The organism is uncultured Pelagibacterium sp., assembly GCF_963972885.1.
Taxonomy (GTDB): domain Bacteria; phylum Pseudomonadota; class Alphaproteobacteria; order Rhizobiales; family Devosiaceae; genus Pelagibacterium; species Pelagibacterium nitratireducens.
Window position 1 is genome coordinate 1 of record NZ_CAXAXY010000043.1, and the last position, 23257, is coordinate 23257.

At 62.7% G+C, this 23257-nt stretch carries 25 protein-coding genes; 13 read left to right on the top strand and 12 right to left on the bottom strand.

Annotated features, from left to right (window positions below):
- Positions 1-2499: helicase-related protein (locus AACZ55_RS08895; RefSeq protein WP_339645327.1), on the bottom strand; the 2499-nt coding region annotated here is incomplete at its 3' end.
- Positions 2500-2942: 443 nt separating this feature from the next.
- Here AACZ55_RS08895 and AACZ55_RS08900 point away from each other — a divergent pair.
- The 3 genes from AACZ55_RS08900 (at position 2943) to AACZ55_RS08910 (ending at position 5405) form a co-directional block, all read left to right on the top strand.
- On the top strand, positions 2943-3488 hold the full coding sequence (locus AACZ55_RS08900) for an AAA family ATPase (RefSeq protein ID WP_339645329.1): 546 nt from the start codon (positions 2943-2945) through the stop codon (positions 3486-3488).
- 73 nt (positions 3489-3561) lie between these two features.
- Positions 3562-4158, top strand: coding sequence for a helix-turn-helix domain-containing protein (locus tag AACZ55_RS08905; RefSeq protein ID WP_339645331.1), 597 nt, complete (start codon positions 3562-3564; stop codon positions 4156-4158).
- Entirely contained in the window at positions 4155-5405 is a 1251-nt protein-coding gene (locus tag AACZ55_RS08910) for an MFS transporter (RefSeq protein WP_339645333.1), read from the top strand. Before AACZ55_RS08905 ends, AACZ55_RS08910 begins: the two co-directional genes overlap by 4 nt.
- Here AACZ55_RS08910 and AACZ55_RS08915 read toward each other — a convergent pair.
- Positions 5402-5839, bottom strand: coding sequence for a hypothetical protein (locus tag AACZ55_RS08915; RefSeq protein WP_339645335.1), 438 nt, complete (start codon positions 5837-5839; stop codon positions 5402-5404). The two genes, AACZ55_RS08910 and AACZ55_RS08915, sit on opposite strands and share 4 nt — an antisense overlap.
- Positions 5840-5998: 159 nt before the next feature.
- On the opposite strand from AACZ55_RS08915, the gene AACZ55_RS08920 reads away from it, so the two are divergent.
- Positions 5999-6172 (top strand): hypothetical protein, encoded by a 174-nt coding sequence (locus AACZ55_RS08920; protein WP_339645337.1) that lies wholly within the window; start codon positions 5999-6001, stop codon positions 6170-6172.
- Positions 6173-6192: 20 nt separating this feature from the next.
- Here the strand turns inward: AACZ55_RS08920 and AACZ55_RS08925 are convergent, their stop codons facing one another.
- Together AACZ55_RS08925 and AACZ55_RS08930 are read right to left on the bottom strand one after the other, a co-directional pair.
- Complete coding sequence (locus AACZ55_RS08925) at positions 6193-6630, bottom strand: hypothetical protein (protein ID WP_339645335.1); 438 nt, start codon at positions 6628-6630, stop codon at positions 6193-6195.
- Positions 6631-6722: 92 nt separating this feature from the next.
- A complete protein-coding gene (locus AACZ55_RS08930; protein ID WP_339645339.1) occupies positions 6723-7511 on the bottom strand; it encodes a DUF3108 domain-containing protein in 789 nt (262 codons plus the stop codon).
- A 437-nt stretch (positions 7512-7948) separates the two neighbouring features.
- Between AACZ55_RS08930 and rpmB the strand changes: the two genes are divergently transcribed.
- Together rpmB and AACZ55_RS08940 are read left to right on the top strand one after the other, a co-directional pair.
- Positions 7949-8233 (top strand): 50S ribosomal protein L28, encoded by a 285-nt coding sequence (gene rpmB / locus AACZ55_RS08935; RefSeq protein ID WP_339645341.1) that lies wholly within the window; start codon positions 7949-7951, stop codon positions 8231-8233.
- Positions 8234-8467: 234 nt separating this feature from the next.
- Positions 8468-9103, top strand: coding sequence for a VUT family protein (locus AACZ55_RS08940; protein ID WP_339645343.1), 636 nt, complete (start codon positions 8468-8470; stop codon positions 9101-9103).
- Positions 9104-9155: 52 nt separating this feature from the next.
- On the opposite strand, the gene AACZ55_RS08945 is transcribed toward AACZ55_RS08940, so the two are convergent.
- From AACZ55_RS08945 to AACZ55_RS08965, 5 genes are all read right to left on the bottom strand, one after another.
- On the bottom strand, positions 9156-10199 hold the full coding sequence (locus AACZ55_RS08945) for a M20/M25/M40 family metallo-hydrolase (RefSeq protein WP_339645344.1): 1044 nt from the start codon (positions 10197-10199) through the stop codon (positions 9156-9158).
- Between the two features lie 12 nt (positions 10200-10211).
- Entirely contained in the window at positions 10212-11195 is a 984-nt protein-coding gene (locus tag AACZ55_RS08950; protein WP_339645346.1) for an esterase-like activity of phytase family protein, read from the bottom strand.
- 20 nt (positions 11196-11215) lie between these two features.
- A complete protein-coding gene (cobT, locus tag AACZ55_RS08955) occupies positions 11216-13099 on the bottom strand; it encodes a cobaltochelatase subunit CobT (RefSeq protein WP_339645348.1) in 1884 nt (627 codons plus the stop codon).
- A gap of 105 nt (positions 13100-13204) precedes the next feature.
- Complete coding sequence (gene cobS / locus AACZ55_RS08960) at positions 13205-14185, bottom strand: cobaltochelatase subunit CobS (RefSeq protein ID WP_339645350.1); 981 nt, start codon at positions 14183-14185, stop codon at positions 13205-13207.
- A gap of 192 nt (positions 14186-14377) precedes the next feature.
- Entirely contained in the window at positions 14378-15034 is a 657-nt protein-coding gene (locus tag AACZ55_RS08965; protein WP_338609050.1) for a DnaJ domain-containing protein, read from the bottom strand.
- 180 nt (positions 15035-15214) lie between these two features.
- Here AACZ55_RS08965 and AACZ55_RS08970 point away from each other — a divergent pair, with 180 nt between their 5' ends.
- Positions 15215-15478, top strand: coding sequence for a BolA family protein (locus AACZ55_RS08970; RefSeq protein WP_338609051.1), 264 nt, complete (start codon positions 15215-15217; stop codon positions 15476-15478).
- On the opposite strand, the gene AACZ55_RS08975 is transcribed toward AACZ55_RS08970, so the two are convergent.
- Genes AACZ55_RS08975 through AACZ55_RS08985 form a run of 3 tightly spaced genes read right to left on the bottom strand, consistent with a single transcriptional unit; the run spans position 15462 to position 18444 of the window.
- Positions 15462-16739, bottom strand: coding sequence for an HlyC/CorC family transporter (locus tag AACZ55_RS08975; protein ID WP_339645353.1), 1278 nt, complete (start codon positions 16737-16739; stop codon positions 15462-15464). The genes AACZ55_RS08970 and AACZ55_RS08975 overlap by 17 nt on opposite strands.
- Positions 16739-17854 carry a 3-dehydroquinate synthase gene (gene aroB / locus AACZ55_RS08980; protein WP_339645355.1) on the bottom strand — a complete coding sequence of 372 codons (1116 nt, stop codon included), beginning with the start codon at positions 17852-17854 and terminating at the stop codon, positions 16739-16741. The genes AACZ55_RS08975 and aroB overlap by 1 nt, the downstream gene beginning before the upstream one ends.
- Complete coding sequence (locus AACZ55_RS08985) at positions 17851-18444, bottom strand: shikimate kinase (RefSeq protein WP_339645357.1); 594 nt, start codon at positions 18442-18444, stop codon at positions 17851-17853. Before AACZ55_RS08985 ends, aroB begins: the two co-directional genes overlap by 4 nt.
- 115 nt (positions 18445-18559) lie before the next feature.
- Here AACZ55_RS08985 and AACZ55_RS08990 point away from each other — a divergent pair, with 115 nt between their 5' ends.
- The 6 genes from AACZ55_RS08990 to AACZ55_RS09015 all read left to right on the top strand — a co-directional run bounded on the left by AACZ55_RS08990 (position 18560) and on the right by AACZ55_RS09015 (position 23246).
- A complete protein-coding gene (locus tag AACZ55_RS08990; RefSeq protein WP_338609057.1) occupies positions 18560-18712 on the top strand; it encodes a histidine kinase in 153 nt (50 codons plus the stop codon).
- Entirely contained in the window at positions 18709-19608 is a 900-nt protein-coding gene (locus AACZ55_RS08995) for a site-specific tyrosine recombinase XerD (protein WP_339645359.1), read from the top strand. The genes AACZ55_RS08990 and AACZ55_RS08995 overlap by 4 nt, the downstream gene beginning before the upstream one ends.
- A gap of 114 nt (positions 19609-19722) precedes the next feature.
- Entirely contained in the window at positions 19723-20682 is a 960-nt protein-coding gene (locus tag AACZ55_RS09000; protein ID WP_339645361.1) for an acetyl-CoA carboxylase carboxyltransferase subunit alpha, read from the top strand.
- Between the two features lie 132 nt (positions 20683-20814).
- Positions 20815-21840, top strand: a complete 1026-nt coding sequence (locus AACZ55_RS09005; protein WP_339645363.1) for a murein L,D-transpeptidase family protein — start codon at positions 20815-20817, stop codon at positions 21838-21840.
- Between the two features lie 105 nt (positions 21841-21945).
- Entirely contained in the window at positions 21946-22530 is a 585-nt protein-coding gene (locus AACZ55_RS09010; RefSeq protein ID WP_339645365.1) for a biliverdin-producing heme oxygenase, read from the top strand.
- The gene (locus tag AACZ55_RS09015; RefSeq protein WP_339645367.1) at positions 22527-23246 is read left to right on the top strand and encodes a hypothetical protein; all 720 of its coding nucleotides are present in this window, start codon (positions 22527-22529) and stop codon (positions 23244-23246) included. Before AACZ55_RS09010 ends, AACZ55_RS09015 begins: the two co-directional genes overlap by 4 nt.
- Positions 23247-23257 lie beyond the last annotated feature (11 nt).

Consider the following 23257-nt stretch of genomic DNA (forward strand, 5'->3'; position numbering starts at 1 on the left):
CTCAGCGGTGGCCGGGTCGGCAGCGGGCATTGGTTGAGCCGGCGTCGTTTCGGCCGGCACCTTGGGCGTGCGGCGCAGGCGATAGCCCAGGGATTTCAGAATCGAGGCGAAGTCTTCGCCGGCGCAGCCCAGGAGAGAGGTCATCTCGACGGTGACGCGGAAACCATTGGCCTCGGCTGCCCCTTCGGGCGGCGGGGTGTCGACGGGGCGGTTGGCGTCATAGGCGACGAGCGGGCGGATGATGTCGGCCAGGCGCTCGAGGATATCGACGCGCACGATGCGTTCACCGGCGACCTTGAAGCCGGCAACTTCGTAAAGGCGGCGGTCGAAAGTGGGGTCGATGGGAAAGGAGGTGCGGCCAGACAAAATGATATGGGGCAATTCGGAAATGCCCGGCTGACGGACGCCGCCATGCTTGAGACCCCACAGGATCAGCGCCAGTTCGCGCGGCGCGGGCTTGAGGGTCAACGGCAGGTAGATGTGGTGGGCACCGAATTTCACGCCGAGCTTGCGCAGCTTGGCGCGGGTGTCCTGATCGAGCGCCTTGACCTCTTCGGCGATTTCGGGCCGGGCGATGATGCCCAGGTTTTCGGCCAGCCGGAAAGCGATGCCGCGGGCGGCGCCTTCGAGTTCAGCCGGCTCGAGCAGGGTGATGACCTGTTCGAGCTGGGTGTTGATATGATGGCGCAGCCAGAGCGAAAGGCGATCATCGACCTTTTCGAGATCGGGGCCTGAAAGGCTCTCGTCGGCCAAAATGATGATGCGGGGGGCAAAAAGGGTGGCGCCTTCGGCCAGCTCGGCCACCACTTCACCACGCCAGCGGATCACGCCGTCGGTAGCGAGGACGAATTCCTCATTGGGCGCGCCGGCCAGACGGTCCGCGCGTTTGGCGATTTCGGGGGCGACAACCGAGGTGGCCGCGGAGCGCAGGTTTTTCGAATCGGCCTCGCCGTCGATGCGCGAGAGCGTGAATCGGAACCCTTCGATCGTGCCGATGATGTGGCCTTCGATCGCGAGTTCGCCGTTTTCGGTGATTTCTGGTGATACCATCTGCTTGTCTCTAAGATGACGCATCAGCACACTGGTCCGCCGGTCGACGAAACGCTGGATCAGCCTTTCGTGCAGGGCGTCGGACAAAGCGTCCTCGATCGCTCGGGTCGTTTTCTGCCAGTGCGTGGGGTCTTCCAGCCAGTTCCTGCGGTTAGAAATGAAAGTCCAGGTCCGAATCTGGCGGATCCGGTTGGACAGCGTATCGATGTCGCCAACCGTATTGTCGCAGAACCGGACCTGCTCGGCAATCCAGTCAGCGTCTATCCTTCCTGCTAATGCAAGGCCGGAAAAGATTCGGGTGACGATTTCGCCATGGGCGGCGGGGGAAATGTCGCGGAAATCGGGGATCTGGCAACAGGCCCAGGCCAATTCGGTGCGTTCGCGGGAATTGGCCAGTTGGCCTTCCTCGCGGCGCAGGAGAAATTCGAGGGCCCGCTGGTCGGTGGCGACGGGCACGCGGGTGAGAGCCGGGTGTTCGGGCGTGACCTCGAGGCTGGCGTGCAGGGCGGTCAGCGAGGAAAAATCAAGGTCGCGGTTGCGCCACTGGAGCTGTTTGACGGGCGCGAAGTCATGGGCTTCGAGGGCGGCAATGGTTTCCTCGTCAAAGGGATCGGTGCCGCCGGTGACGCCAAAGGTGCCGTCGCGCATATGGCGTCCGGCGCGGCCGGCGATCTGGCCGATTTCGGCGGGGGTCAAGGGGCGGAACTGGCGGCCGTCATATTTGGAATCGGAGGCAAAGGCGACGTGGGTGACGTCGAGATTGAGCCCCATGCCGATGGCGTCGGTGGCGACGAGAAATTCGACATCGCCGTTCTGGAACAAGTCGACCTGGGCGTTGCGGGTGCGCGGGGAGAGCGAGCCCATGACCACAGCAGCCCCGCCCCGTTCGCGGCGCAGCAATTCGGCAATGGCGTAAACTTCCGAAGCGGAAAAGGCGACGATGGCCGAGCGGCGCGGCAGGCGCGAAATCTTACGCGACCCGGCCCAGCTCAGCTGGGAAAAGCGGGGGCGGAAGGTGATGTCGGCATGGGGCAAAAGGCGCCGGATGACCGGCTCCATGGTCTGGGCGCCCAACAGCAGGGTTTCGGCGCGGCCGCGGGCGTGCAGCAGGCGGTCGGTAAAGACGTGGCCGCGATCGAAATCGATTGCGGTCTGTATTTCGTCGATGGCGAGGAAATCGGCCATCATGTCGGTGGGCATGGCCTCGACAGTGGCCACCCAATAGCGGGCGGCCTTTGGCACGATGCGCTCTTCGCCGGTGACCAGGGCCACCGCCGATTCGCCGACCCGTTCGACGACCCGGTTATAGACCTCGCGGGCCAGAAGGCGCAGCGGCAGGCCGATAACGCCCGAGCGATAGGCCAGCATGCGCTCGATGGCATAGTGGGTTTTGCCCGTATTGGTGGGGCCGAGCACGGCCTTTACGGCCTGGGATGGTGTTGTGGTCATCGGCTCTGGGAAAGGGCAAGGGTAAAGGCTTTTGCCCCGCAAGGTGGTGTATCAAAGCGGGAAAGGCAATGGCCGGTGGGCGGGCAAACTTAACAATTTGAACGAAAACGGAACAAACGCGAACCGAATCGGGGAGCGGGTCCGAATCCTGATTTGTTCCCTACAGCATGTGGTGGTGGGGTGGAGCGGTGGGCCACTAAAGCAGCGTCGGGCGCCGTCACGCGGGCGAAAAAGGCGTCAAAACCGTTCATCTTGGTTGCCATCTGGTTAACGGGCGGGGAATCGGGGCAAGTGCTGATGAAGCGTTAAGACGATTTTTTTATCCGCTCGATGCGGATAAAGGGGCGATGGCCCGGTTGCCGGGGTAAAAATTCTTTCATTTTGACGAAAAAGATTTTGACCGTCCCGGAATGGGACGTCGGCGATATTGCGGCGGAGTGGACATGAGCGAGAAATTTGTGGTGATTTCGGGCTGTTCGGGCGGAGGCAAGTCCACGCTGCTGGCCGAACTGGACGCGCGGGGCTTTGCGACCGTCGAGGAACCTGGCCGCCGGATCGTGGCCCAGGAGATGGCCGGTGCGGGGCTGGCGCTGCCGTGGATCGACATGGCGGCGTTTGCGCGGCGGGCCATGGCGGTGGCGCTGGAGGACCGGGCGCGGGCCGGGGATCTTGAGGGCTGGGTGTTTTTCGACAGAGGACTGGTCGATGCGGCCGTGGCGCTCGAATCGGTGGATGGGGGCGAACTGGACCGGAGCGTATTGGAGGCGCAACGCTACAATCGAACGGTGTTTCTGACGCCGCCCTGGCGCGAGATCTATGTGACCGATCCCGAACGGCAGCATGGTTTTGAGGAAGCGGTTGCCGAGTATGACCGGCTGGAGCGGGCGTATCCGGCGCTGGGCTATGAGGTTGTCGTACTTCCCAGGATCGGCGTTTCCGAGCGTGTGAACTTTGTGCTGGCGCGGTTGGAAAACCTACCGGACGCATGATTGCAAATAAATGTTTGCAAAATAATCTTTGCGATTATAGCCTGGTGGCGATTGATGCCATCGAGGTTTTCCAATGCGTGAGATTTCCAGAATCGTACCCGATTCCAGAGCGCTCAAGGCGCTGACCCATCCCGAGCGGCTGAAAATGCTGGGCATATTGCGCATGGAGGGGCCGCAGACGGCCACCACGCTGGCCGAGCGGCTTGGGCTCAATTCGGGGGCGACCAGCTATCATTTGCGGCAATTGGCCGAGCACGGGTTCATCGCGGCCGATGAGGCGCGCGGCAATCGGCGCGACCGCTGGTGGACGGCGCAGCATGAGGCGACGGTGCTCGAGCTGGCCGAGGCCGAGCCGGGCGAGGCGTTCGACGCCAGCATGGCGATGATGCAATCGGTGGTCAGCCACCATGCAGCGGCGATGCAGCGGGCCCATGAGGGGTTTGCCGATCTGCCCCACGACTGGAAGAAGGCACAGACCTTTTCCGATTACACAATTGCCATGTCGCCCGAGGCGGCCAGGGCGCTGATGGATGAGATCCAAGCGCTGTTGGCGCGGCACAAGGCCCAGGCTCCGGCGCCGGGCGAAGACTTGCCCGAGGGCTGGCGAGCGTTCACCGTTCATCTGCACGGCTTTCCCTATCGCCCTTTCGGCAAGGGAGAGGACAAATGAGCGGGCGTCGCGATTTTTTTGCGCTTGTGGTGGCGCAGACCTTTTCGATTTCGGGCACACGGCTGTCTGTGATCGCCATTCCCTGGCTGGTGCTGACGGTAACGGGCGATCCTTTGCTGACCGGGCTCGTGGTGTTTGCCGAAATGGCGCCCTATGTGCTGGCCAAGGCGCTGGGCGGTCCCTTGATCGACAGGGTCGGACCGCGGCGGGTTTCGGTTCTTGGGGATTTTTTCGGGCTGTTTGCCGTCGGCGCGATACCGCTTCTGGCGGCGCTCGAGCTGCTCAGCGTGCCCTTGCTGTTTCCGCTCGTTGCGCTGGTGGGGCTGTTGCAGGGCCCGGCCGATGCGGCAAAGCATGCGCTGGTGCCGCTCGTGGCGCGCCGGGGCAAGTTGCCGCTCGAGCGGGTGACGGGCGTTGTGGGCACCATCGAGCGGCTGGCCTCGACGGTTGGGGCCGGTGCGGCGGGGGCGCTGGTGGCCCTGGTGGGGCCGGCCATGGCGCTCAGTTTCAATGCCGTGACCCTGGGTTTTGCGGCGGCGATCCTGCTGGTCGGGGTGCGGCCGGGAGCGCGGGAAAAAGCCGAGGCGGACGCGCCAGAGGCAAAGACCAGCTATGGCAGCGAGCTCAGGGAAGGGTTTGCCTTCTTGCGCGGCGATGCCGTGCTGGTGGGGATCGCTGTGATGGTGGCGGTGACCAATCTGCTCGATCAGGCCTATGCCGCGGTTCTGGTGCCGGTCTGGGCTCAGGAGGGCGGGCGCGGCGCCGAAACGCTGGGGCTGATCTTTGCGGTGATGTCGGGATTTTCGGTGCTGGGGGCCATGGTGGCCACCGCGCTGGGCGAGAAGATGCCGAGGCTGCCGGTTTATGTCGGCGCTTTCATGATCATTTCGCTGCCGCGCTTTGCGGTGTTCGCGTTCGATGCGCCGCTGGCGGGCATTCTTGCGACGCTGGCTGTGGGCGGGTTCGCCTCGGGGTTCTTGAATCCCATCCTTTCGGCGGTGATCCTGGAGCGGATACCGGAAAAACTGGTGGGGCGCGTCTCATCGCTGGTCACGGCTTCGGCCTGGGCGCTCATGCCGTTCGGGGGGATTTTCGGTGGCGCGCTGATCGCCGGGTTCGGGCTTTCGGCGGCGTTCCTTGTGGCGGGGGTTTGCTATCTGGCAATGACGTTGATGCCGCTGGTGTTCAAGCGGTTTCGGGGGTTTTCCAAACGGCCGCTGGAGGCGGGCCGAGCGCATGCAATTTAGATGCGCGGCGGGCGGTTGTTGGCGGATTGCCAGCGGGGCGTTGTGCGGGCGCTGCAGAACGCCAATATGGTTATCAGCCACGCGATATTGAGCGGCATGGGCAAGAACAGGAGATTCAGGCCCGTTGGCAGAACCCCCAAAGGCACGAGAAAGGCTGTGAAGGGCGTCAGCACGGGAAGAAACCCGATCAATGGGTGCCATCCCGCATCGCGTGCCCGGCGCACAGAGATTCCAACAATAGAGAGAAGGAAGATCGCAAAAGCCGCAACTGCGGCATAGAAGAACATTATTAGTTCTCCTGCACAGCCCGGCCTGGAACACTCGCCGGTCGGAAAAAAAAGCACAAGGGTCACGATGAACAGAGCCAAGGTCACGCCTCCCCTGATCGCCAGCTTGATCGAGTAGGATCGCCCGCTCAGCGGTTTGGTGAACATCCCCATGCCCCCGGGTTCAATTGCGGAGGCATTTGGTGCGGCGAATGGGGGGCAGGCAAGCCCAACCGGTGGGCTTGGTAAACGCCCCCGGCTCAGTTGAGCCCGACCAGAACCATTGAAATATCGCCAAAGCTCGAGTCCACCAGGACACGGTAGGGGATGAAAAAGCCCGCATCACGCAGGGGCATGTACCAGACCAGCATGCGGTTGGAATCGCGCAGATGGGCGGTGATCTCTGCAGCGTTCTTTGTCGCGGGGGTCTTTTATCTGGCGATGACGCTGATGCCGCTGGTGTTCAAGCGGTTTCGGGGGTTTTCCAAACGGCCGCTGTAGGCGGGCCGAGCGCATGCAATTTAGATGCGCGGCGGGCGGTTGTTGGCGGATTGCCAGCGGGGCGTTGTGCGGGCGCTGCAGAACGCCAATATGGTTATCAGCCACGCGATATTGAGCGGCATGGGCAAGAACAGGAGATTCAGGCCCGTTGGCAGAACCCCCAAAGGCACGAGAAAGGCTGTGAAGGGCGTCAGCACGGGAAGAAACCCGATCAATGGGTGCCATCCCGCATCGCGTGCCCGGCGCACAGAGATTCCAACAATAGAGAGAAGGAAGATCGCAAAAGCCGCAACTGCGGCATAGAAGAACATTATTAGTTCTCCTGCACAGCCCGGCCTGGAACACTCGCCGGTCGGAAAAAAAAGCACAAGGGTCACGATGAACAGAGCCAAGGTCACGCCTCCCCTGATCGCCAGCTTGATCGAGTAGGATCGCCCGCTCAGCGGTTTGGTGAACATCCCCATGCCCCCGGGTTCAATTGCGGAGGCATTTGGTGCGGCGAATGGGGGGCAGGCAAGCCCAACCGGTGGGCTTGGTAAACGCCCCCGGCTCAGTTGAGCCCGACCAGAACCATTGAAATGTCGCCAAAGCTCGAGCCCATCAGGACACGGTAGGGGATGAAAAAGCCCGAATCGCGCAGGGGCATGTACCAGACCAGCATGCGGTTGGAATCGCGCAGATAGGCGGTGATTTCGGATGTTTCGAAATGGCCCGAGATGGGCACGTAGCGCATGGCGCACAGGACCACGGGGCCCTGATAGGCGGTGCGGGTCGAGGTGGCGGTGGTGGTTTCGACATAGCTTAGGGGCATGTCGAAGCGCTCGATGCCGGTATAGATGCGCAGGGTGCGGTTGCACAGCGTTCCGTCGAGGGTTTCGCCGCGCAGGATGAAAGCGGCAAGCGGGTCGTTGACCCCGGAACGGTGAGAGGCGTCGACCGGGACGCGGTCGGGATTGTCGCTGAGGGGCGGGGTGACGTCGCCGACCGAGGCGTTGCCGCCGGAATAGGCGGTCTGGAGCGCGAAGCGTTCGTTGGCGGTGCGGGTTTCGAGGAAAAAGCGGTTCGACTGCAGGCCGGTGGCGGTGATTGCGCCGCCCGAATTGACCGCGCCCGAGCCCTGCGCGACGACCTGGGCAAGCCCGGCGACGTCGGCCACGACATCGAGCTGGTAGTCCGAGCCTTCAAGCCCGAGCCTGATGTCGATATTGGAAACGTTGATGCCGCCGATGGACACCACGTAGGAGGCGATGGAGCCCTGCTGCTGCGCGGTGGCAGGCGCTGCAAGGCCGAAAGCAAGGAGGGTGCCGAGGGCGAGAGAAGAAAGGGAAAGGCGTTTCACGCGTGTCTCGTTCATGTTCAAGCGGCCACAACTCGGATTCGCGCCCCACGAATCAGATGAGAGGTTACGTTGCCCGTTGGGATTCGGCCTGTCCAGCACCCTGAAGGATTTCGGCTTTTCGCTTGCGCGGCCCTTCGGGTCTGCGAATCGCGAAAATCCTCCAGGTTATTTCTGTCGTGCTTCCGAACCCAATATGTGGTGCCCACTTATTCTGGAAGCACTCATGCGACATAAAAGCCGGCGCAATGCGCGCTAGCGCTTGACGGATGGGGGGGCTTTCTCTATATCCCCGGCCAAAGTTTCTTCCACTTGGAGCACCGCCAAGAAGGAGCGTTGTGCGCTTTTTCGGCTCGGCGGTGCGAACAGTTAAACAACCAAAACCCAATCGGTTGACCGGGAATTTCCCGGTCCCGATGTGATTGACAGGAAATAAGACAATGGCACGGCGCTGTGAACTCACCGGCAAGGGCGTGTTGACCGGCAACAATGTGAGCCATGCGCTCAACCGGACCCGCCGCCGCTTTCTGCCCAATCTTTGCGATGTGACGCTGATTTCGGAATCGCTTGAGCGTTCGGTCAAGCTGCGCATTTCCGCTTCCGCGCTGCGCACCGTCGAGCACCGCGGCGGTCTCGATGCGTTCCTTTTGAAGGCCAAGGACGAAGAGCTTTCGGTTCGCGCCCTGGGCATCAAGAAGGAAGTTCGCGCCGCCATCGCCAGCTAAGGCGAGACGACGCGCAAAAATTTTCGCGCCGCGTGAGGGTGACCTGACGCGGCGTTTTCTTGTTTCTTTCTGGTCGCGCTCTCGAACCGGAAAAGGTGGCTGCCACTTTTCCTGAGAACGCTCCGGGTCGCACCGGTCATCTGCCGGACCGCGGCCGCTTCATCGAAGCCATGAGGCTTTGTGGATCAATCCGGCGGTCATCTTGCCGCTCTTGGAAAAAAGGACAACGACGCTATGGGCGTGCGTTTTTTCTGGGCCGTTCTGGCCATGGCGGTGGTGGTCACCGCATCGAACTATCTCGTTCAGTTTCCCGTTGAAGCCTCGCTCGGCGCGATCAATCTCGCCGATATTTTGACCTGGGGCGCGTTCACCTATCCGGTCGCCTTTATGGTCAACGATCTGACCAACCGCCATTTCGGCCCTGCGGCGGCGCGGGTGGTGGTGCTTGTGGGCTTTGCCATTGCGGTCGTCTGGAGCATATTTCTGGCCTCGCCGCGCATTGCGATCGCTTCGGGCTCGGCCTTTCTTATCGCCCAGTTTCTCGACGTTTCGATTTTCGACCGGCTGCGGGCGGGCAAATGGTGGCACGCGCCGCTGGTCTCGTCGGTTTTGGGTGCGGTGATCGATACGGTGCTGTTTTTCGGCATCGCCTTTGCGGCGGCGTTTGCGTTTCTCGATACCGGGCTGGGGTTGGACGACGGCTCGCTCCCCTTCGCGACCCCTTTCCTTTCGGTGGGGCCGGACGTGCCGCTCTGGGTGTCGCTGGCGGTGGGCGACTTCCTCGTCAAGATCGCCGTCACGCTGGTGCTGCTGGTGCCTTACAAGGCGCTGCGGCGGGCGATACCCGACCGGGTCGTGTCGGTGGCATAATGGAAAAGGGCGCCCGATGCGGCGCCCTTTTTTATGGTGATTGCGGCGGGTGCTATTTGCTCTTGAGGTAGGCCACGAGAATATCGAGGGCGGCCTGAAGGTCGGATTTTTCGATCATTTCGGCGATTGTGTGGATGTAGCGGGTGCCCACAACGATGCCGATGGCGCGGGCGCCGGCGGCGGCCTGCTGGGCGGCGGCGGCGTCCTGACCGCCCGAGGCGAGGATGGAGCGCTGGACGGGGATATCCTGTTTTTTGGCCAGCGCCTCGATTTCCTCGACCAGATCGAAATCGGCGATGAACGAGCCGTCCTTGATGGTCAGGCCCACGCCCTTGCCCTGGGCGGTGACCATTTCGTTTTCGGGCACGCCCGGCGTGTCGCAGGCGAGTGTCGTATCGATGCCCAGTCCGATATCGGGCAAGACGGCAAAGGCGGCGGTGCGGGCGCCGCGCAGGCCCACTTCTTCCTGGGTGGTGAAGGCGACATGAATTTCGCAATCGTGGGCGACCCCGCTCTCGGCCAGGGCGCGGATGGCCTCGATGCCCAGCCAACATGCGACGCGGTTGTCGAGAGCCTTGGAGACGATCTTGTCGCCCATTTCGACGAGCGGTTCGTCCATGACGATGAAATCGCCGACCTGGACTTTCTCGCGGGTCTGGGCGCCCAACCCGATATCGACGAAGAACTCCTTGATGGCGGGGATCTTCTTGCGATCTTCGGGCGATGAGATGTGCAGCGGGCGCCCGCCGGCGTTCATGACGCCTGGGTAATCGCCATCGGGGGTAACGACTTTGACGCGGCGTGCGAACAGGGTGCGCGGGTCGAAGCCGCCGACATTGTCGATGTGGATCCAGCCTTTTTCAGACACATGGGTGACCAGAAACCCGATCTCGTCCATGTGGCAGAGCAGCATGATCTTGAGGGGATTTTTCACCTTGGTGCGCGAGCGGCGCATGGCGATCAGCGAACCCATGGAATCGGTGCGGACTTCATCGAACAGACCGTCGATTTCGGTCTCGATCAGCTTTCGCACGCGGTGTTCGCGGCCGGGAACGCCGGGGGTTTCGCAAAGCGCGCGGAGGAGGTCGATGTTCATGGCGGAGGGCTCCTAGTCGGGAAAGGAAAATTCAAGCAGCAGGGTGCGCTGGAAGGAATTGAAATTGTCGTCGGAGACGATGGTGACGCGGGTTTGGCCGTCGGGCAAGGTGCGCACGCCCAGGGCCTCGAAATTGTCGACGGCGCTGCCCGAGCCTGAGAGGATGATTTCGCCATCCAGTGTGGCATCCGGGCGGACCTCGTTAGCGGGGATCCGCCGGATCTGCATGGAAAAGGCGAGGAACGCCAGCCCGCGTTCGAGAACCAGCAGGTCGCCATTGGGCAGGAAGGCGCAATCGGTGGGATTGAGGCCGGGCGCCATGGCAAGGCCGAGATCGCCGCGGTCGCGATTGCCCAGCAATGTTGCTGCCCATTGGCCGGCGGTTCGGGCGTGGGCCTCGGCGATGATCAGGGTCGATCCGGCAATCGGGGACGCGGGCGGGGCGATGCACACCGATTCAATCGATTCATTGGTGCGCAGATCGGTCAGCCATTGGGGGATGGCGATTTCACGCGCCGCACCAAAGGGGCGACCATCGAGGAGGTCGAATTCGGCGATGCGGGCCAGGTTTTCAAACCCCACCCGCACGGCGTCGGGCCCGCCGTTGCGGACAACCACTTCGATGGCTTCGGAATCGGAGGAAAACTTGTTGGGGAGCGGATTGCCCGATGAATTGCGCACGACATCGATCTCGACCCCGGAGAGGCCGGCGGAAGCGCCATCGGCAAGATCGAGGGACCCGGAGAGGAAACGGCCCTGATCGGTGACCATGACGAAGCGGGCCGCATCGCGGAAGGCGAGACCGGAAATGCCGCCGAAATCGGGGTGGGCGCCGGTCAATTCCAGCCCGCCCGCAAAAATCAGGCTACCGACCTGCTCACCGATCGCGGCGTTGCGGAAGCTGGTGATCGGCCGGGCGGAAACCGCGATCGCCTCGGCGCTCGGGGACTGTGCGGAGGCCGGTTCTGCCGCCAGAACGAGCGTTATGGCAACCACGGAGGCGCTGGCAAAACGTCTCAGCGCCGCCTCCGGGCTTGAACGGGCAGTTCTTCATCGAACAGGGCGGCAAGATTGTCGGTCATGGCGCCGGCCAATTCGTCGGCGTCGAGAATGGTGACGGCGCGGCGGTAATAGCGGGTCACGTCATGGCCGATGCCGATGGCGACGAGCTGGACCGGGGAGCGGGTTTCGATCTCCTCGATCACGGCGCGCAGATGGGCTTCGAGGTAATTGCCCGGATTGACGCTTTGCGTGGAATCATCGACCGGCGCGCCATCGGAAATCACCATCAGGATGCGGCGGTTTTCCGGGCGGTTGACGATACGCTTGTGGGCCCATTGCAGGGCCTCGCCGTCGATGTTTTCTTTCAGCAACCCCTCACGCATCATCAGGCCGAGATTGCGCTTGGCGTGGCGCCAGGGCTCGTCGGCGCCTTTATAGATGATGTGGCGGATGTCGTTGACGCGGCCGGGATTGGGGGGGCGTCCGGCGTCGAGCCAGGCCTCACGCGATTTGCCGCCCTTCCAGGCGCGGGTGGTGAAGCCGAGGATTTCCACCTTGACGCCGCAGCGCTCGAGGGTGCGCGCGAGAATATCGCCGCAGATCGCCGCGATGGTGATGGGGCGGCCACGCATGGAGCCGGAATTGTCGATCAGGAGCGTGACGCAGGTGTCGCGGAACTCGGTGTCGCGTTCGGCCTTGAACGAGAGGGCCTGGAGCGGATCGGTGACGACACGGGTGAGGCGCGCGGTGTCGAGCACACCTTCCTCGAGGTCGAAATCCCAGCCGCGGTTCTGCTGAGCCATCAAACGGCGCTGGAGCTTGTTGGCCAGCCGGGCGACGGCGCCGGCCAGATGTTCGAGCTGCCTGTCGAGCAATTGGCGGAGCTGGTCGAGCTCTTCGGGCGGGCACAGATCGGCGGCCGAGATGATCTCGTCGAACTTGTCGGTGAAGATCTTGTAGGTGGGCTGATTGGACAGGCGCTGGTCGCCTTCGCCCTGCGGGGGCGGGGCGGGAGCGTCTTCGCCGGCTTCGGCCTGGGCGTCCTCATCGGTGTCGGCGCTGTCGGCCTCCATGCCTTCGACGTCGCCGGATTCCTCGTGTTCGCCCGGCGCCTCGTCGGTGCCGTCCATGTCCTGGTTGTCGGCGTCGCCGTCCTGCTCTTCCTCTTCGCCGTTCATGGCCTGGTTGTTCTGGGCGTCCTGATCGGAGCCTTCGGAATCGTCGGAATCGAACTGATCGGGATCGGCTTCGGCCAGAAGGTCGAGGTCGCGCAGGATGGAGCGCGTTTTGCGTGAAAACTCGGCCTGGTTGTCGAGGTGGCTTGCCAGTTCATCAAGCGAAGTGCCAATGCGGCCTTCGAGCTTTTCGCGCCAGAGATCGACAATGGGGGTGCCCGAGGGCGGGATGGGGATGCCGGCGACCTTTTCGCGCATCATCAGTCCGAGCGCTTCGGCCAAAGGCGCGTCTTTGAGGTCGGTGACATTGGCGTAATTGGCGCGGAACAGCCGGTCCTCGATCATTTCGGCGATATTGCCGCTCATGCCCGCCATGCGCGAGCAGCCAAGCGATTCCACGCGCGCCTGTTCGAGCGCGTCAAAGGCGGCCTTGGCATCGGGGTCCTTGGGGGCAAGGCGGCGATGGGTGTCGGCGTCGTGGCTGGCCATGCGCATGGCCATGGCATCGCCCTGGCCGCGGGCGATGGCGATATCGCGGGAGGTCGGCAGGCGGGGCAGGGCGGCAAGGCGGGCCTTGTCGGCCGTCAGGATGGGCCGGTCTGCGGTAAAGCTCACCTCGAGATCGTGCTTGCCCGCGACGGTGCGCAGGGCGGCGCCGACCGCTGCCTTGAACGGGCCGGTGGGATCGGGCTTGTTGGCTTTGATGCGCGGGGGCTGGGCCATGTTGCTCTTCGTCTGATGTCACGCCGGGGAGGAAGGCCCCCTCACCCGGCCGTTTGGGCCGACCTTTCCCCTTTTGGGGAAAGGCAAGCCGGGGCCTTTGCGGCTCTACGCCGAGATTGCCAGATTGGCGGCCGATTCAGGCAACTCGACGCCAAACACGCGCTGGTAGAATTCGGCGACCACCGGGCGTTCGAGTTCGTCGCACTTGTTCAAAAAGGTCAGCCGGAAGGCAAAGCCGATATCGCCGAAGATTTCGGCGTTTTCGGCCCAGGTGATGACGGCGCGCGGGCTCATGACGGTCGAAAGATCGCCATTGATGAAGGCCGAGCGGGTCAGATCGGCGACGCGGACCATGTTGGAGACCAGTTTGCGGCCCTCATCGTCCTTGTCGTAGCTCTTGGCCTTGGCCAGAACGATGCCGACTTCCTTTTCATGGGCGAGATAGTTCAGCGTCACCACGATCGACCAGCGGTCCATCTGGCCCTGGTTGATCTGCTGGGTGCCGTGATAGAGGCCCGAGGTGTCGCCAAGCCCGATGGTGTTGGTCGTGGAAAACAGCCGGAAGGCGGGGTGCGGGCGGATGACGCGGTTCTGATCGAGCAGGGTGAGACGGCCGGCCACTTCGAGCACGCGCTGGATCACGAACATCACGTCGGGACGCCCGGCGTCGTATTCGTCGAACACCAGGGCGATGTTGTTCTGGACGGCCCAGGGCAGGATGCCATCGCGGAATTCGGTCACCTGCTTGCCGTCGCGCAGGACGATGGCGTCCTTGCCGACAAGGTCGATACGGGAGACGTGACTGTCGAGATTGACGCGGACCAGCGGCCAGTTGAGGCGCGCGGCGACCTGTTCGATATGGGTGGATTTGCCCGTGCCGTGATAGCCCTGCACCATGACGCGGCGGTTGAAGGCGAAACCGGCGAGAATGGCAAGGGTGGTGTTGCGATCGAACAGATAGTCCGGATCGATCTCGGGCACGTGGTCGGTGTGTTCTTTATAGCCTTTGACAACCATGTCGCTGTCGATCCCGAACAGATCGCGCACTGAATACTCGATGTCGGGCAGGTTGGAAAACTCAGTCATAATTTGCCTCGTCTCGGGCGCACCGGAACCATGTTTTTCCGATGCTAAGGCGCGTTCGGTTCGCGTCTTTTAAGGAAAAATTCGGAGCGCTTATAGCAACACAACTGCCATAAACCTAGAGCGCGGGATGCCGCAAGCGTTCCGACCCTGTTTCACTCGGCTTTTCGCATTGCAGAAAAGGCAAGTGGGTGGTCAGACAAAGCCGCGCTGCTTGAGATGGTTATAGGCCGAAATGATGTTGCGCAGCCGGTCTTCGGAGCCCTTGTCGCCGCCATTGGCGTCGGGGTGGTGGAGTTTGACCAGGGCCTTGTAGGCCGATTTGATATCGCCCGAGGGCTTGCGCCCTTCAAGGCCGAGCACTTCAAAAGCGGCACGGTCCTGGCCGGTGAGCGTGATGGCGCGCTCGGCGGCCTCACCCTTGGCGCCGGCGTCCTGACGGGCGCGCGAACGCAGGCGGGCGAACACGCCATTGACGTCGCGGAACTGGCTGCCGGTATAGTCGCGCGCCTTGTATTTTTTCGGCTGCGGGTCCGATTTGCCGAAGCGGTTGGACCCGTAGGCCCAGGTTTCGCGGCTGCCGGGCGCGTTCATCTTGGTGGCGTGATCGGCGATTTCCTCGTCATCCATGCCGGTGAAATAATTGTAGGCCTTGTTGTAATGGCGCACATGCTCGAGGCAGAAATTGTGGAACTGGCCCTCCGAGCGCGCGCCTTTTGGCGCCTTGTGCATGCCGGGCTTGTCACACCCTTCCCAATCGCACCCCGGATGCGTCGCCACCTGCTCTTCAACCTGGGAGCGGCGCGGCTTGATGCGGACGGAGTCAAAGATGTTGGATTTGGAATTCGACATGAGAGCGGACGGGAACCTTTGTTGCGGGGCCAGCATATTTTTTTCGTGAGATCGAACCGGAAAAGTGTGCAACTTTTCCCGATCGCACTCTAGCGAAACGAAAGCCCATAATCATATACCGTTTGAAACCGGCTGGCCCGGTTCAATTTGTTCTATTTTCCATAACAGGCGTGTTGACACATGAGCGTTCGCGATGAAATCGAAGCCAAACTCACCGAAACCTTCGCGCCGGTGTCGATCGAAGTGATCGACGATTCAGAGCGTCATCATGGTCACGCAGGATGGCGGGAAGGGGGCAATACCCATTTCCGCATCACCATCGCCAGCGAAAAACTCGATGGCCTCAATCGCGTCGACCAGCACCGCGCCATCAACGCGGCGCTTGCCGATCAGTTCGACGCCGGGCTGCACGCGCTGGCCATCAAGGTCATTCCTTCGCGCTGACCGCCGCTTCGACCGGCGATACCCGGAGCTGGGTCACCCTGTTGTGCTGGCGGCGCAGGACCTTGAAGCGCAGGTTGTGGAAGGTGAATTGCTGGCCCGGATCGGGGATCAGCTTGGCTTCGTGGATCACAAGACCGGCAACGGTGGTGGCTTCCTCGTCGGGCAGGTTCCAGTCCAGCGCCCGGTTGAGGTCGCGGATCGGCAACTGGCCGTCGATGATATAGGAGCCGTCGGCCTGCTTGCGCACGCCATCGATCACCGCGTCGTGCTCGTCGGCGATTTCCCCGACGATTTCCTCGAGGATGTCTTCAAGGGTGATCAGGCCCTGCACCTCGCCATATTCATCGACAACCAGCGCGAAATGGAGCTTGCGCTTCAAGAACGCGTTGAGCTGGGCCTGGGCGGAGGTCGTGTCGGGCACGAACCAGGGTTTGAAGGCGATCCTGGCCGGATTGACCTTTGTGAAATCCCCGTCGGCCTTCTGGATGGCGCGCAGCAGATCCTTGGCGTGGACGATGCCCACGATATTGTCCTGCTTTTCCTTGTAGAGCGGTACGCGGGTAAAGGGGCTGTCGAGGATGGCGCCGATCAATTCGTCGGCGGGCATGTCGGCATCGAGCGCCAGCATGCGGGTCCTGTGCACCATGACGTCGGAGACTTCGAGTTCGCGCAGATCGAGGATGCCGCCCAGCATGTCGCGGTCGCCCTTGACCACTTCGCCCTCGTGGTGAAGGAAATCCACTGTACCGCGCAATTCATCATGGCCCGAGATTTCGCTGGCCTTGTCGGGGTCGAGACCGAACACGCGCAGGATCAGGTTGACCAGAGACTGCACGGCCAGCGTTACCGGTGAAAACACCAGCACGATGACCCTGATGACCGGGGCGACAACGAGCGCAAAACTGTCGGGCCGGATCAGGGCAAGCGTCTTGGGCAGCACCTCGGAAAACACAACGACCGCCGCCGTCATGGCGAGCGTCGCATAGGCGATGCCGGCCTCGCCGAAAATCTGGATCAGCACCGAGGCGGCAAGGGTCGAGGCCAAAATGTTGACGACGTTGTTGCCCAAAAGGATGGCGCCGATCAGGCGCTCCTTTTCCGCCGTCAGTTTTTCGACCAGCGAGGCGCGCGTGTTGCCCGACTTGGCCAATTGGTACATGCGGGCCCGCGATGAGGCGGTCAGCGCGGTTTCCGAGCCGGAAAAGAAAAAGCTCATGGCCAGCAGCGCGATAATGGCGAGCAGGGACAGCCACAACGACATCAGCGAATATCCTCAAGGAATGTTGCGACCGCTTCGGGGTCGATGTTTTTCTCGATGAAGGCCTTGCCGATGCCGCGCGTTAAAATGAACGTCAATTGCCCGCGCGAGACTTTCTTGTCCTGTGCGATGGCGTCCATGAGCATTTGCGTTGGCGGCAGGTCTCCGGAGATATCGGCCAATGTAGTGGGCAGGCCGGCATTTTTCAAATGGGCTTGGACCCGACCGGCATCCTGGGACGGTGCAAGACCCAGTTTGGCCGAAAACCGATATGCCAGCACCATGCCGATGGCGACGCCTTCGCCATGGAGCAGGCGGTCGGAATAGCCGGTGGCTTTTTCGAGCGCGTGGCCGAAGGTGTGGCCGAGATTGAGGAGCGCCCGGTCGCCGGTTTCCTTTTCGTCGGCGGCCACGACGCGGGCCTTGGCGGCGCAGGCCCGCGCGATGGCCTCACCCCGGGCCGGGCCGCCCGCTTCGATGTCGCGATAATTGGCTTCCAGCCAGAAAAACAGTTCCTCGTCGTCGATCAGGCCGTATTTGGCCAGTTCGGCATAGCCGGCGGCGAACTGGCGGGGGGGAAGGGTTTGAAGTGCGCTCAGATCGGCAAGCACCAGGCGGGGCTGATGGAAGGCGCCGACAAGGTTCTTGCCATGGGCTGAATTGATGCCGGTCTTGCCGCCGACCGAGGAATCCACCTGCGCCAGGAGCGAGGTGGGGATCTGGACGAAATCCATGCCGCGCCGGACGATGGAAGCGGCAAAGCCGGCCAGATCGCCGATCACCCCGCCGCCCAGGGCAATGAGGATGTCGGTGCGTTCGAGCCGGGCAGCCAGGATGGCTTCGGCCACGCTCTGAAGGTTGGCCCATGATTTGGTGGCTTCGCCGGCCGATACGACGAATTCGGTGTGCCCGAGGCCGGCCGCGTCAAGGGACGCGGTGAGGCGGGGGAGCTGGGCCTTTGCTACATTCTCGTCGGTGACGATGCCGTAGCGGGCGCCGGGGAACATCGCGGCCAGTCTTGGGCCGGCGCTTTGTATGGCATCGGGGGCGATGACGATGTCATAGGCCCGATCGCCCAGCGGTACATGGACGGTGTGAAGGGGTGTATGCTCGCTCATTGGTCTTTCGGGATGTCGAAATGGCGCGAAATGGCGGAGAGAATATCGTTGACGACCACATCATGGGGCACGTCGCGCGAAGCGACGGTGATGTCGGCCAGCGCATAGACGGGATAGCGGGTGTCGATCAGTCCCTGCAGCGTGCCGCGCGGGTCGGGGGTCTGGAGCAGGGGGCGGCCGGGCCGTTTGGAGACGCGGGCGAACAACAGGTCGAAATCGGCCTTGATCCAGATCGAGACGGCATGGGTCTTTATCGCCTCGCGGGTTTCGGGATTGATGAAGGCACCGCCGCCGGTGGCGATGATGCCCTGGTGCTCGCGCAACAGCCGCGCGATGACCCGGGCCTCGCCGGCGCGGAATTCGGGCTCGCCATGGGCGGCAAAGATGTCGGGGACCGACATGCCGGCGGCGGTTTCGATCTCGGCGTCGGAATCGGTGAAGGGCAGGCCCAGGCGATGGGCCAGGCGACGGCCGACGGTGGTCTTGCCGGCGCCCATCATGCCCACGATCACGATCGGCCGTCCGGCCAGGGCGTCGAGCACCCGGCTTTCGGCCTTCGGCCTGGCAATGCCTGTCGCGTTGTGCCCCATCGTGGTGCCCTTATTGGTTGATGTGGTTCAACCGTGTGGCGGGCGGGCTGTCAAGGCGCTCGCTTGCCCGTCACGCGCAAATCTGGGAAAATCACTTTCCGACACCGAGGATGCCATGCCCACATTGTTTCGTTTGCTGGTCGCCATCGCCTTTATCGTGGGGCTTGCCTATGCGGGCATGTTCGCGCTGGCGGTGCTGGTCGAGCCCAATGAGCGCGACGTGACGGTGCGCGTGCCCACGCGCGATCTTCTGGCGGATGCGCCGTGATCAGGGACGGCCATCTGATCGAGGCATTTCTGGAAATGATGAGCGCCGAGCGGGGCGCTGCGGCCAATACGATCGAAGCCTATCGGCGGGACCTTCTCGATTATGCGGGGTTTCTTGCCGGCCCTGGCAAGGCGATTTCCGATGCGGGGCGCGCCGATGTCGCAAATTATCTGGCCCATCTGTCGGCGCAGGGGCTGGCGGCAAGCTCGGCGGCGCGCCGGTTGAGCGCGGTGCGTCAATTGCACAGGTTTCTGGTTTCCGAAGGCAGCAAGGGGGACGATCCCACGCGCATCGTTTCGGCGCCCAAGCCGGGGCGGGGCCTGCCCAAGGTGCTCTCGGTCGAGGAGGTCGACAGGCTTTTGAAATGCGCCGAAGACGAAGCGGCGGGGGGAGACGAAAGCGAGGTGCGGCTCTATGTGCTGCTCGAATTGCTCTATGCCACGGGGCTGCGGGTGTCCGAACTGGTGGCGCTCGAGCGCAAGGCGGTGCGGCGCGAGGCCGAGCATCTGACCATTGCCGGCAAGGGCGGCAAGGAGCGGCTGGTGCCGCTCAACGACCGGGCCAAGGACGCTTTGGTCGGCTGGCTCGAGGGCACGGACAAGGACAAGTTCGTTTTTCCCGCCAAGGGGGCCGAGGGGCATCTGGCCCGGCAGGTGTTTGCGCGCGATCTCAAAAGGCTGGCCGCACGGGCGGGCCTGCCGGTTGCCAAGGTTTCACCGCATGTGCTGCGCCATGCCTTTGCATCCCATCTGCTGCAAAACGGGGCGGATCTGCGGGTCGTTCAGATGCTTTTGGGCCATGCGGACATTTCAACGACCCAGATTTATACCCATGTTCTGGACGCTCATTTGCGCAAACTGCTCGAAGATCACCATCCGCTGTCGGGCGATGCTTGACACGGGAGGGTCTAATCGACACTTTCCCGCCACTTTGAAACTCTAGAGCCCGCTCGCCAGCATCTGGTGCTGGCCGCCCAAAAATGAGAAGGTTGCCCGAAACGGGCGGATTTCATGCAGTCATATCTCGATTTCGAAAAACCCGTCGCTGAACTCGAAGGCAAGATTGCCGAGCTCAAGAACCTCGCCCAGACCGATGAAGCGGTCTCGATCGGTGACGAGGTTTCGCGCCTGCAGCAGCGCGCCGAAGATGCGCTGCGCGACGTCTATAAAAAGCTCACCCCCTGGCAGAAGACGCTTGTGGCGCGCCATCCGCAGCGCCCGCACTTTTCCAATTACCTCAAGGCGCTGGTGACCGAATGGACCCCTTTGGCGGGGGACCGCAAATATGCCGAAGATCCTGCCATCCAGGCCGGGTTCGGGCGGATCGATGGAGTGCCGGTGGCCATTTTGGGCCAGGAAAAGGGCAATGACACCGAAAGCCGGCTCAAGCACAATTTCGGCATGGCGCGGCCCGAGGGCTATCGCAAGGCGGTGCGGATCATGGAAATGGCCGACCGGTTCGGCCTGCCGGTGATTTCGTTCGTCGATACGGCGGGCGCCTATCCCGGCATCGGCGCCGAAGAGCGCGGCCAGGCCGAAGCCATTGCGCGATCTACGGAAAAATGCCTCGAAATCGGGGTTCCCAACCTTTCCATCGTGATCGGTGAAGGCGGATCGGGCGGGGCGATCGCCATTGCGGCGACCAACAAGGTGCTCATGCTCGAGCATTCGGTCTATTCGGTGATTTCTCCCGAAGCGGGGGCTTCGATCCTGTTTCGCGATGCGGGCAAGGCCCAGGACATGGCGGCAGCGCAAAAGATCACCGCGCAGGATTTGCTGGCGCTCAAAGTGATCGACGGCATCATCGAGGAGCCCATGGGCGGCGCGCACCGCAACCCTGAAAAGATCTTCGCCGACGTCAAGAGCGAGATCGTCAAGTTCCTCGGCGAGTATGACGACGAGCTCGGCCCGCTCGAAATCCGCGAGCAGCGGCGCGAGAAATTCCTGGCGATCGGGACGGCGCTCACCTGAATTTGACCGCGCCGTCTTGCAATTTGCATAAAATTTAGGTCGATTACCCGACAACCTTACCGAGCGTTAACCCTGTGGTGGCATAGAGGGGGCGGGGGCAAGGCGTACAGGAATTGCAGGGTCAGGGCATAGATGCTCCGTAAAATCGTCCTTTTGGCCATCTCGCTCGTTGTTGCGGGTGTTCTGGCCTCGTGCTCGGCGCTTGAGGGCGACGGGCGTCATCTCACGCCGCTGTCGGGCGCCACCAAGTCGCGGCTGGCCGCAATGGGGTCGAGCCCGCAGGCGGCGATGATGATCCGCATCTTCAAGGAAGAATCGGCGCTCGAAGTCTGGAAGCAGACGGCCGGAGGGTCCTACAAGCTGTTCCAGACCTATGAAATCTGCACCTGGTCGGGCGAGTTGGGTCCCAAATTCTACGAGGGCGACCGGCAGGCGCCCGAAGGATTTTATACGATCACCCCCGGGCTGATGAACCCGAATTCGAACTATTACCTTGCCTTCAATCTGGGCTTTCCCAACAGGTATGATCGCACGCATGGACGGACGGGCAGCCATCTGATGGTGCATGGCGCGTGTTCGTCTGCAGGGTGCTATGCCATGGAAGACGAGCAGATCGCCGAAATCTACGCTCTGGCCCGCGAGAGCTTTACCGGCGGCAATCGCTCGTTCGAGGTGCAGATCTTTCCGTTCCGCATGACGCCGGACAACATGGCCAAGCACCAGTCCAGCGAGCACATCGATTTCTGGAACAACATCAAGCAGGGCTACGACTATTTCGAAGTCGCCAGCACTCCGCCCGCCTGGGATGTGTGCGACGGGCGTTACGTCTTCCGCCAGCCCTCGGCGGTCAATGCAACAGCGTCGATGGCCGGAAGCTGCCAGGCGGTCGTTGCCGACCCCACCATCGTTTCGGCCTTCCAGGCCCGTCAGTCGGCCGATGCCGCGGCGATACAGAGCGCGATCGTGCAGCTTGCCGATGCAGAAGCGGCCGCAGCGGAAGCCGAACAGCGCCGGCTCAATGCCGAAGCGGAAATGGCCGCGCGGGGCGAGGCCATCAACAATGCGGTCGACGGGTTCTTCGGTACCCTGTTCAGCCCGCTCGATGCTCTGGCGCCGAGCCAGCCCGAGACCGCCCCTCAAGGCACGCCGCAAGGCTGACTGAAAGCTCATAACGGGAACACTGGCCGCCACTTGTGCGTTTCAAGCGCTGACAGGGCCAAAACCGGCCCCCTTCCGTGTTTTTGCCAGAGAGCTTTTCCACCGATGATCCAGGACCGCGCCGCCGGCTTTCGTTTCGTCCTTCGGGACGCAACAGGGGCCGCTCATCAAAGGCTCGACGAAGCGGCCGGTCGCTTCGATCTGGGGCGCCGGGACGATTATCGCCGGTTCCTTGTCTGGCACGGGGCCATTGTGCCCGGGCTCGAGACCCATATGGCGGCCAACGGCATCGAGCGGATCGTTGCCGACTGGGCGGAACGCAAGCGCACGGCGGCCCTGCTGTCCGACCTTGGCGCGCTGGGCGTGTCCGGGCCAGGGCAAGCCGATCTGCAGTTGCAGAGCGGGCGCGGGGCGCTGTTTGGCATGGCGTATGTGCTCGAAGGGTCGCGCCTGGGGAGCGCGATGCTGGTGCGTCGTGTCGATCCGGCGTTGCGCGGGGCGGCGACCGGCTATCTCGATCATGGCGCGGGGCTCAAACTTTGGCCGCGATTCCTCGACATTCTCAACACAGCAGGATTATCCGGGGCGGAACAACAGGCGGCGATCGATGCCGCCAACCAGGTGTTCATGCTGTTCGAGCGTGAGCTTCTGGCCCATTTTGAACCCGATGGAGCCGCGCCCGGCCAATGAATCAATACGCCTCCCCCGGCACTCCGCTCGATGGCGGTGTCGATCTGACCAATTGCGACCGCGAACCGATCCACAGGCTTGGCCGTATCCAGGGCTTCGGCTTTCTGGTGGCCGTCTCGTTCGACTGGATCGTTCAATATGTTTCGGCCAACAGCGCCGATTGGCTCGGCTCGGAGCCCGACGACACGATCGGTCGCCCGCTGGGCAATTTCGCCGACGGGGATTTCCTTCACACCATCCGCAACCATGTCCAGCATCTGACGGGCGCGGACGATGTGGAGCGGGTGTTCGGCGTTCAGTTGACCGAGGGCGGAGCGCCGTGTGACACGGCGGTTCACGTTTCGGGATCACTGATTATCATCGAATGTGAGCCGGCCCGGACCGGCGCGGAAGGCAACGACTCCATGGTCCGCCGCATCGTGCAGCGCCTTCAGGCCGCGGATTCGGTGGACAAGCTGTGCAAGTCGGGCGCCAGTCTGGTGCAGGCGCTGACCGGCTTTGACCGGGTGATGATCTACAAATTCCTGCACGACGACAGCGGCGAGGTGGTTGCCGAATCCCGCCGGCAGGGTATCGACAGTTTTGCGGGGCTGCGCTATCCCGCCTCTGACATCCCCCGCCAGGCGCGCGAACTCTACAAGCGCAACCTGATCCGCATCATTGCCGATGTGGACGGGCAACCCCATGCCTGCTTGTACTTTATGTTGAGGCGCTGATATTGAGCTCC

Coding starts and splice junctions, on each gene's coding strand:
- AACZ55_RS09005 (WP_339645363.1), top strand. CDS start 20,815: ATGCTCCGTAAAATCGTCCTTTTGGCCATCTCGCTCGTTGTTGCGGGT.
- AACZ55_RS08910 (WP_339645333.1), top strand. CDS start 4,155: ATGAGCGGGCGTCGCGATTTTTTTGCGCTTGTGGTGGCGCAGACCTTT.
- AACZ55_RS08900 (WP_339645329.1), top strand. CDS start 2,943: ATGAGCGAGAAATTTGTGGTGATTTCGGGCTGTTCGGGCGGAGGCAAG.
- AACZ55_RS08925 (WP_339645335.1), bottom strand. CDS start 6,630: ATGTTCACCAAACCGCTGAGCGGGCGATCCTACTCGATCAAGCTGGCG.
- AACZ55_RS08905 (WP_339645331.1), top strand. CDS start 3,562: ATGCGTGAGATTTCCAGAATCGTACCCGATTCCAGAGCGCTCAAGGCG.
- AACZ55_RS08975 (WP_339645353.1), bottom strand. CDS start 16,739: ATGTCGTTGTGGCTGTCCCTGCTCGCCATTATCGCGCTGCTGGCCATG.
- AACZ55_RS08965 (WP_338609050.1), bottom strand. CDS start 15,034: ATGTCGAATTCCAAATCCAACATCTTTGACTCCGTCCGCATCAAGCCG.
- AACZ55_RS08945 (WP_339645344.1), bottom strand. CDS start 10,199: ATGAACATCGACCTCCTCCGCGCGCTTTGCGAAACCCCCGGCGTTCCC.
- rpmB (WP_339645341.1), top strand. CDS start 7,949: ATGGCACGGCGCTGTGAACTCACCGGCAAGGGCGTGTTGACCGGCAAC.
- AACZ55_RS08985 (WP_339645357.1), bottom strand. CDS start 18,444: ATGGGGCACAACGCGACAGGCATTGCCAGGCCGAAGGCCGAAAGCCGG.
- AACZ55_RS08915 (WP_339645335.1), bottom strand. CDS start 5,839: ATGTTCACCAAACCGCTGAGCGGGCGATCCTACTCGATCAAGCTGGCG.
- AACZ55_RS09010 (WP_339645365.1), top strand. CDS start 21,946: ATGATCCAGGACCGCGCCGCCGGCTTTCGTTTCGTCCTTCGGGACGCA.
- cobS (WP_339645350.1), bottom strand. CDS start 14,185: ATGACTGAGTTTTCCAACCTGCCCGACATCGAGTATTCAGTGCGCGAT.
- aroB (WP_339645355.1), bottom strand. CDS start 17,854: ATGAGCGAGCATACACCCCTTCACACCGTCCATGTACCGCTGGGCGAT.
- AACZ55_RS09015 (WP_339645367.1), top strand. CDS start 22,527: ATGAATCAATACGCCTCCCCCGGCACTCCGCTCGATGGCGGTGTCGAT.
- AACZ55_RS09000 (WP_339645361.1), top strand. CDS start 19,723: ATGCAGTCATATCTCGATTTCGAAAAACCCGTCGCTGAACTCGAAGGC.
- AACZ55_RS08920 (WP_339645337.1), top strand. CDS start 5,999: ATGAAAAAGCCCGCATCACGCAGGGGCATGTACCAGACCAGCATGCGG.
- AACZ55_RS08990 (WP_338609057.1), top strand. CDS start 18,560: ATGCCCACATTGTTTCGTTTGCTGGTCGCCATCGCCTTTATCGTGGGG.
- cobT (WP_339645348.1), bottom strand. CDS start 13,099: ATGGCCCAGCCCCCGCGCATCAAAGCCAACAAGCCCGATCCCACCGGC.
- AACZ55_RS08940 (WP_339645343.1), top strand. CDS start 8,468: ATGGGCGTGCGTTTTTTCTGGGCCGTTCTGGCCATGGCGGTGGTGGTC.
- AACZ55_RS08970 (WP_338609051.1), top strand. CDS start 15,215: ATGAGCGTTCGCGATGAAATCGAAGCCAAACTCACCGAAACCTTCGCG.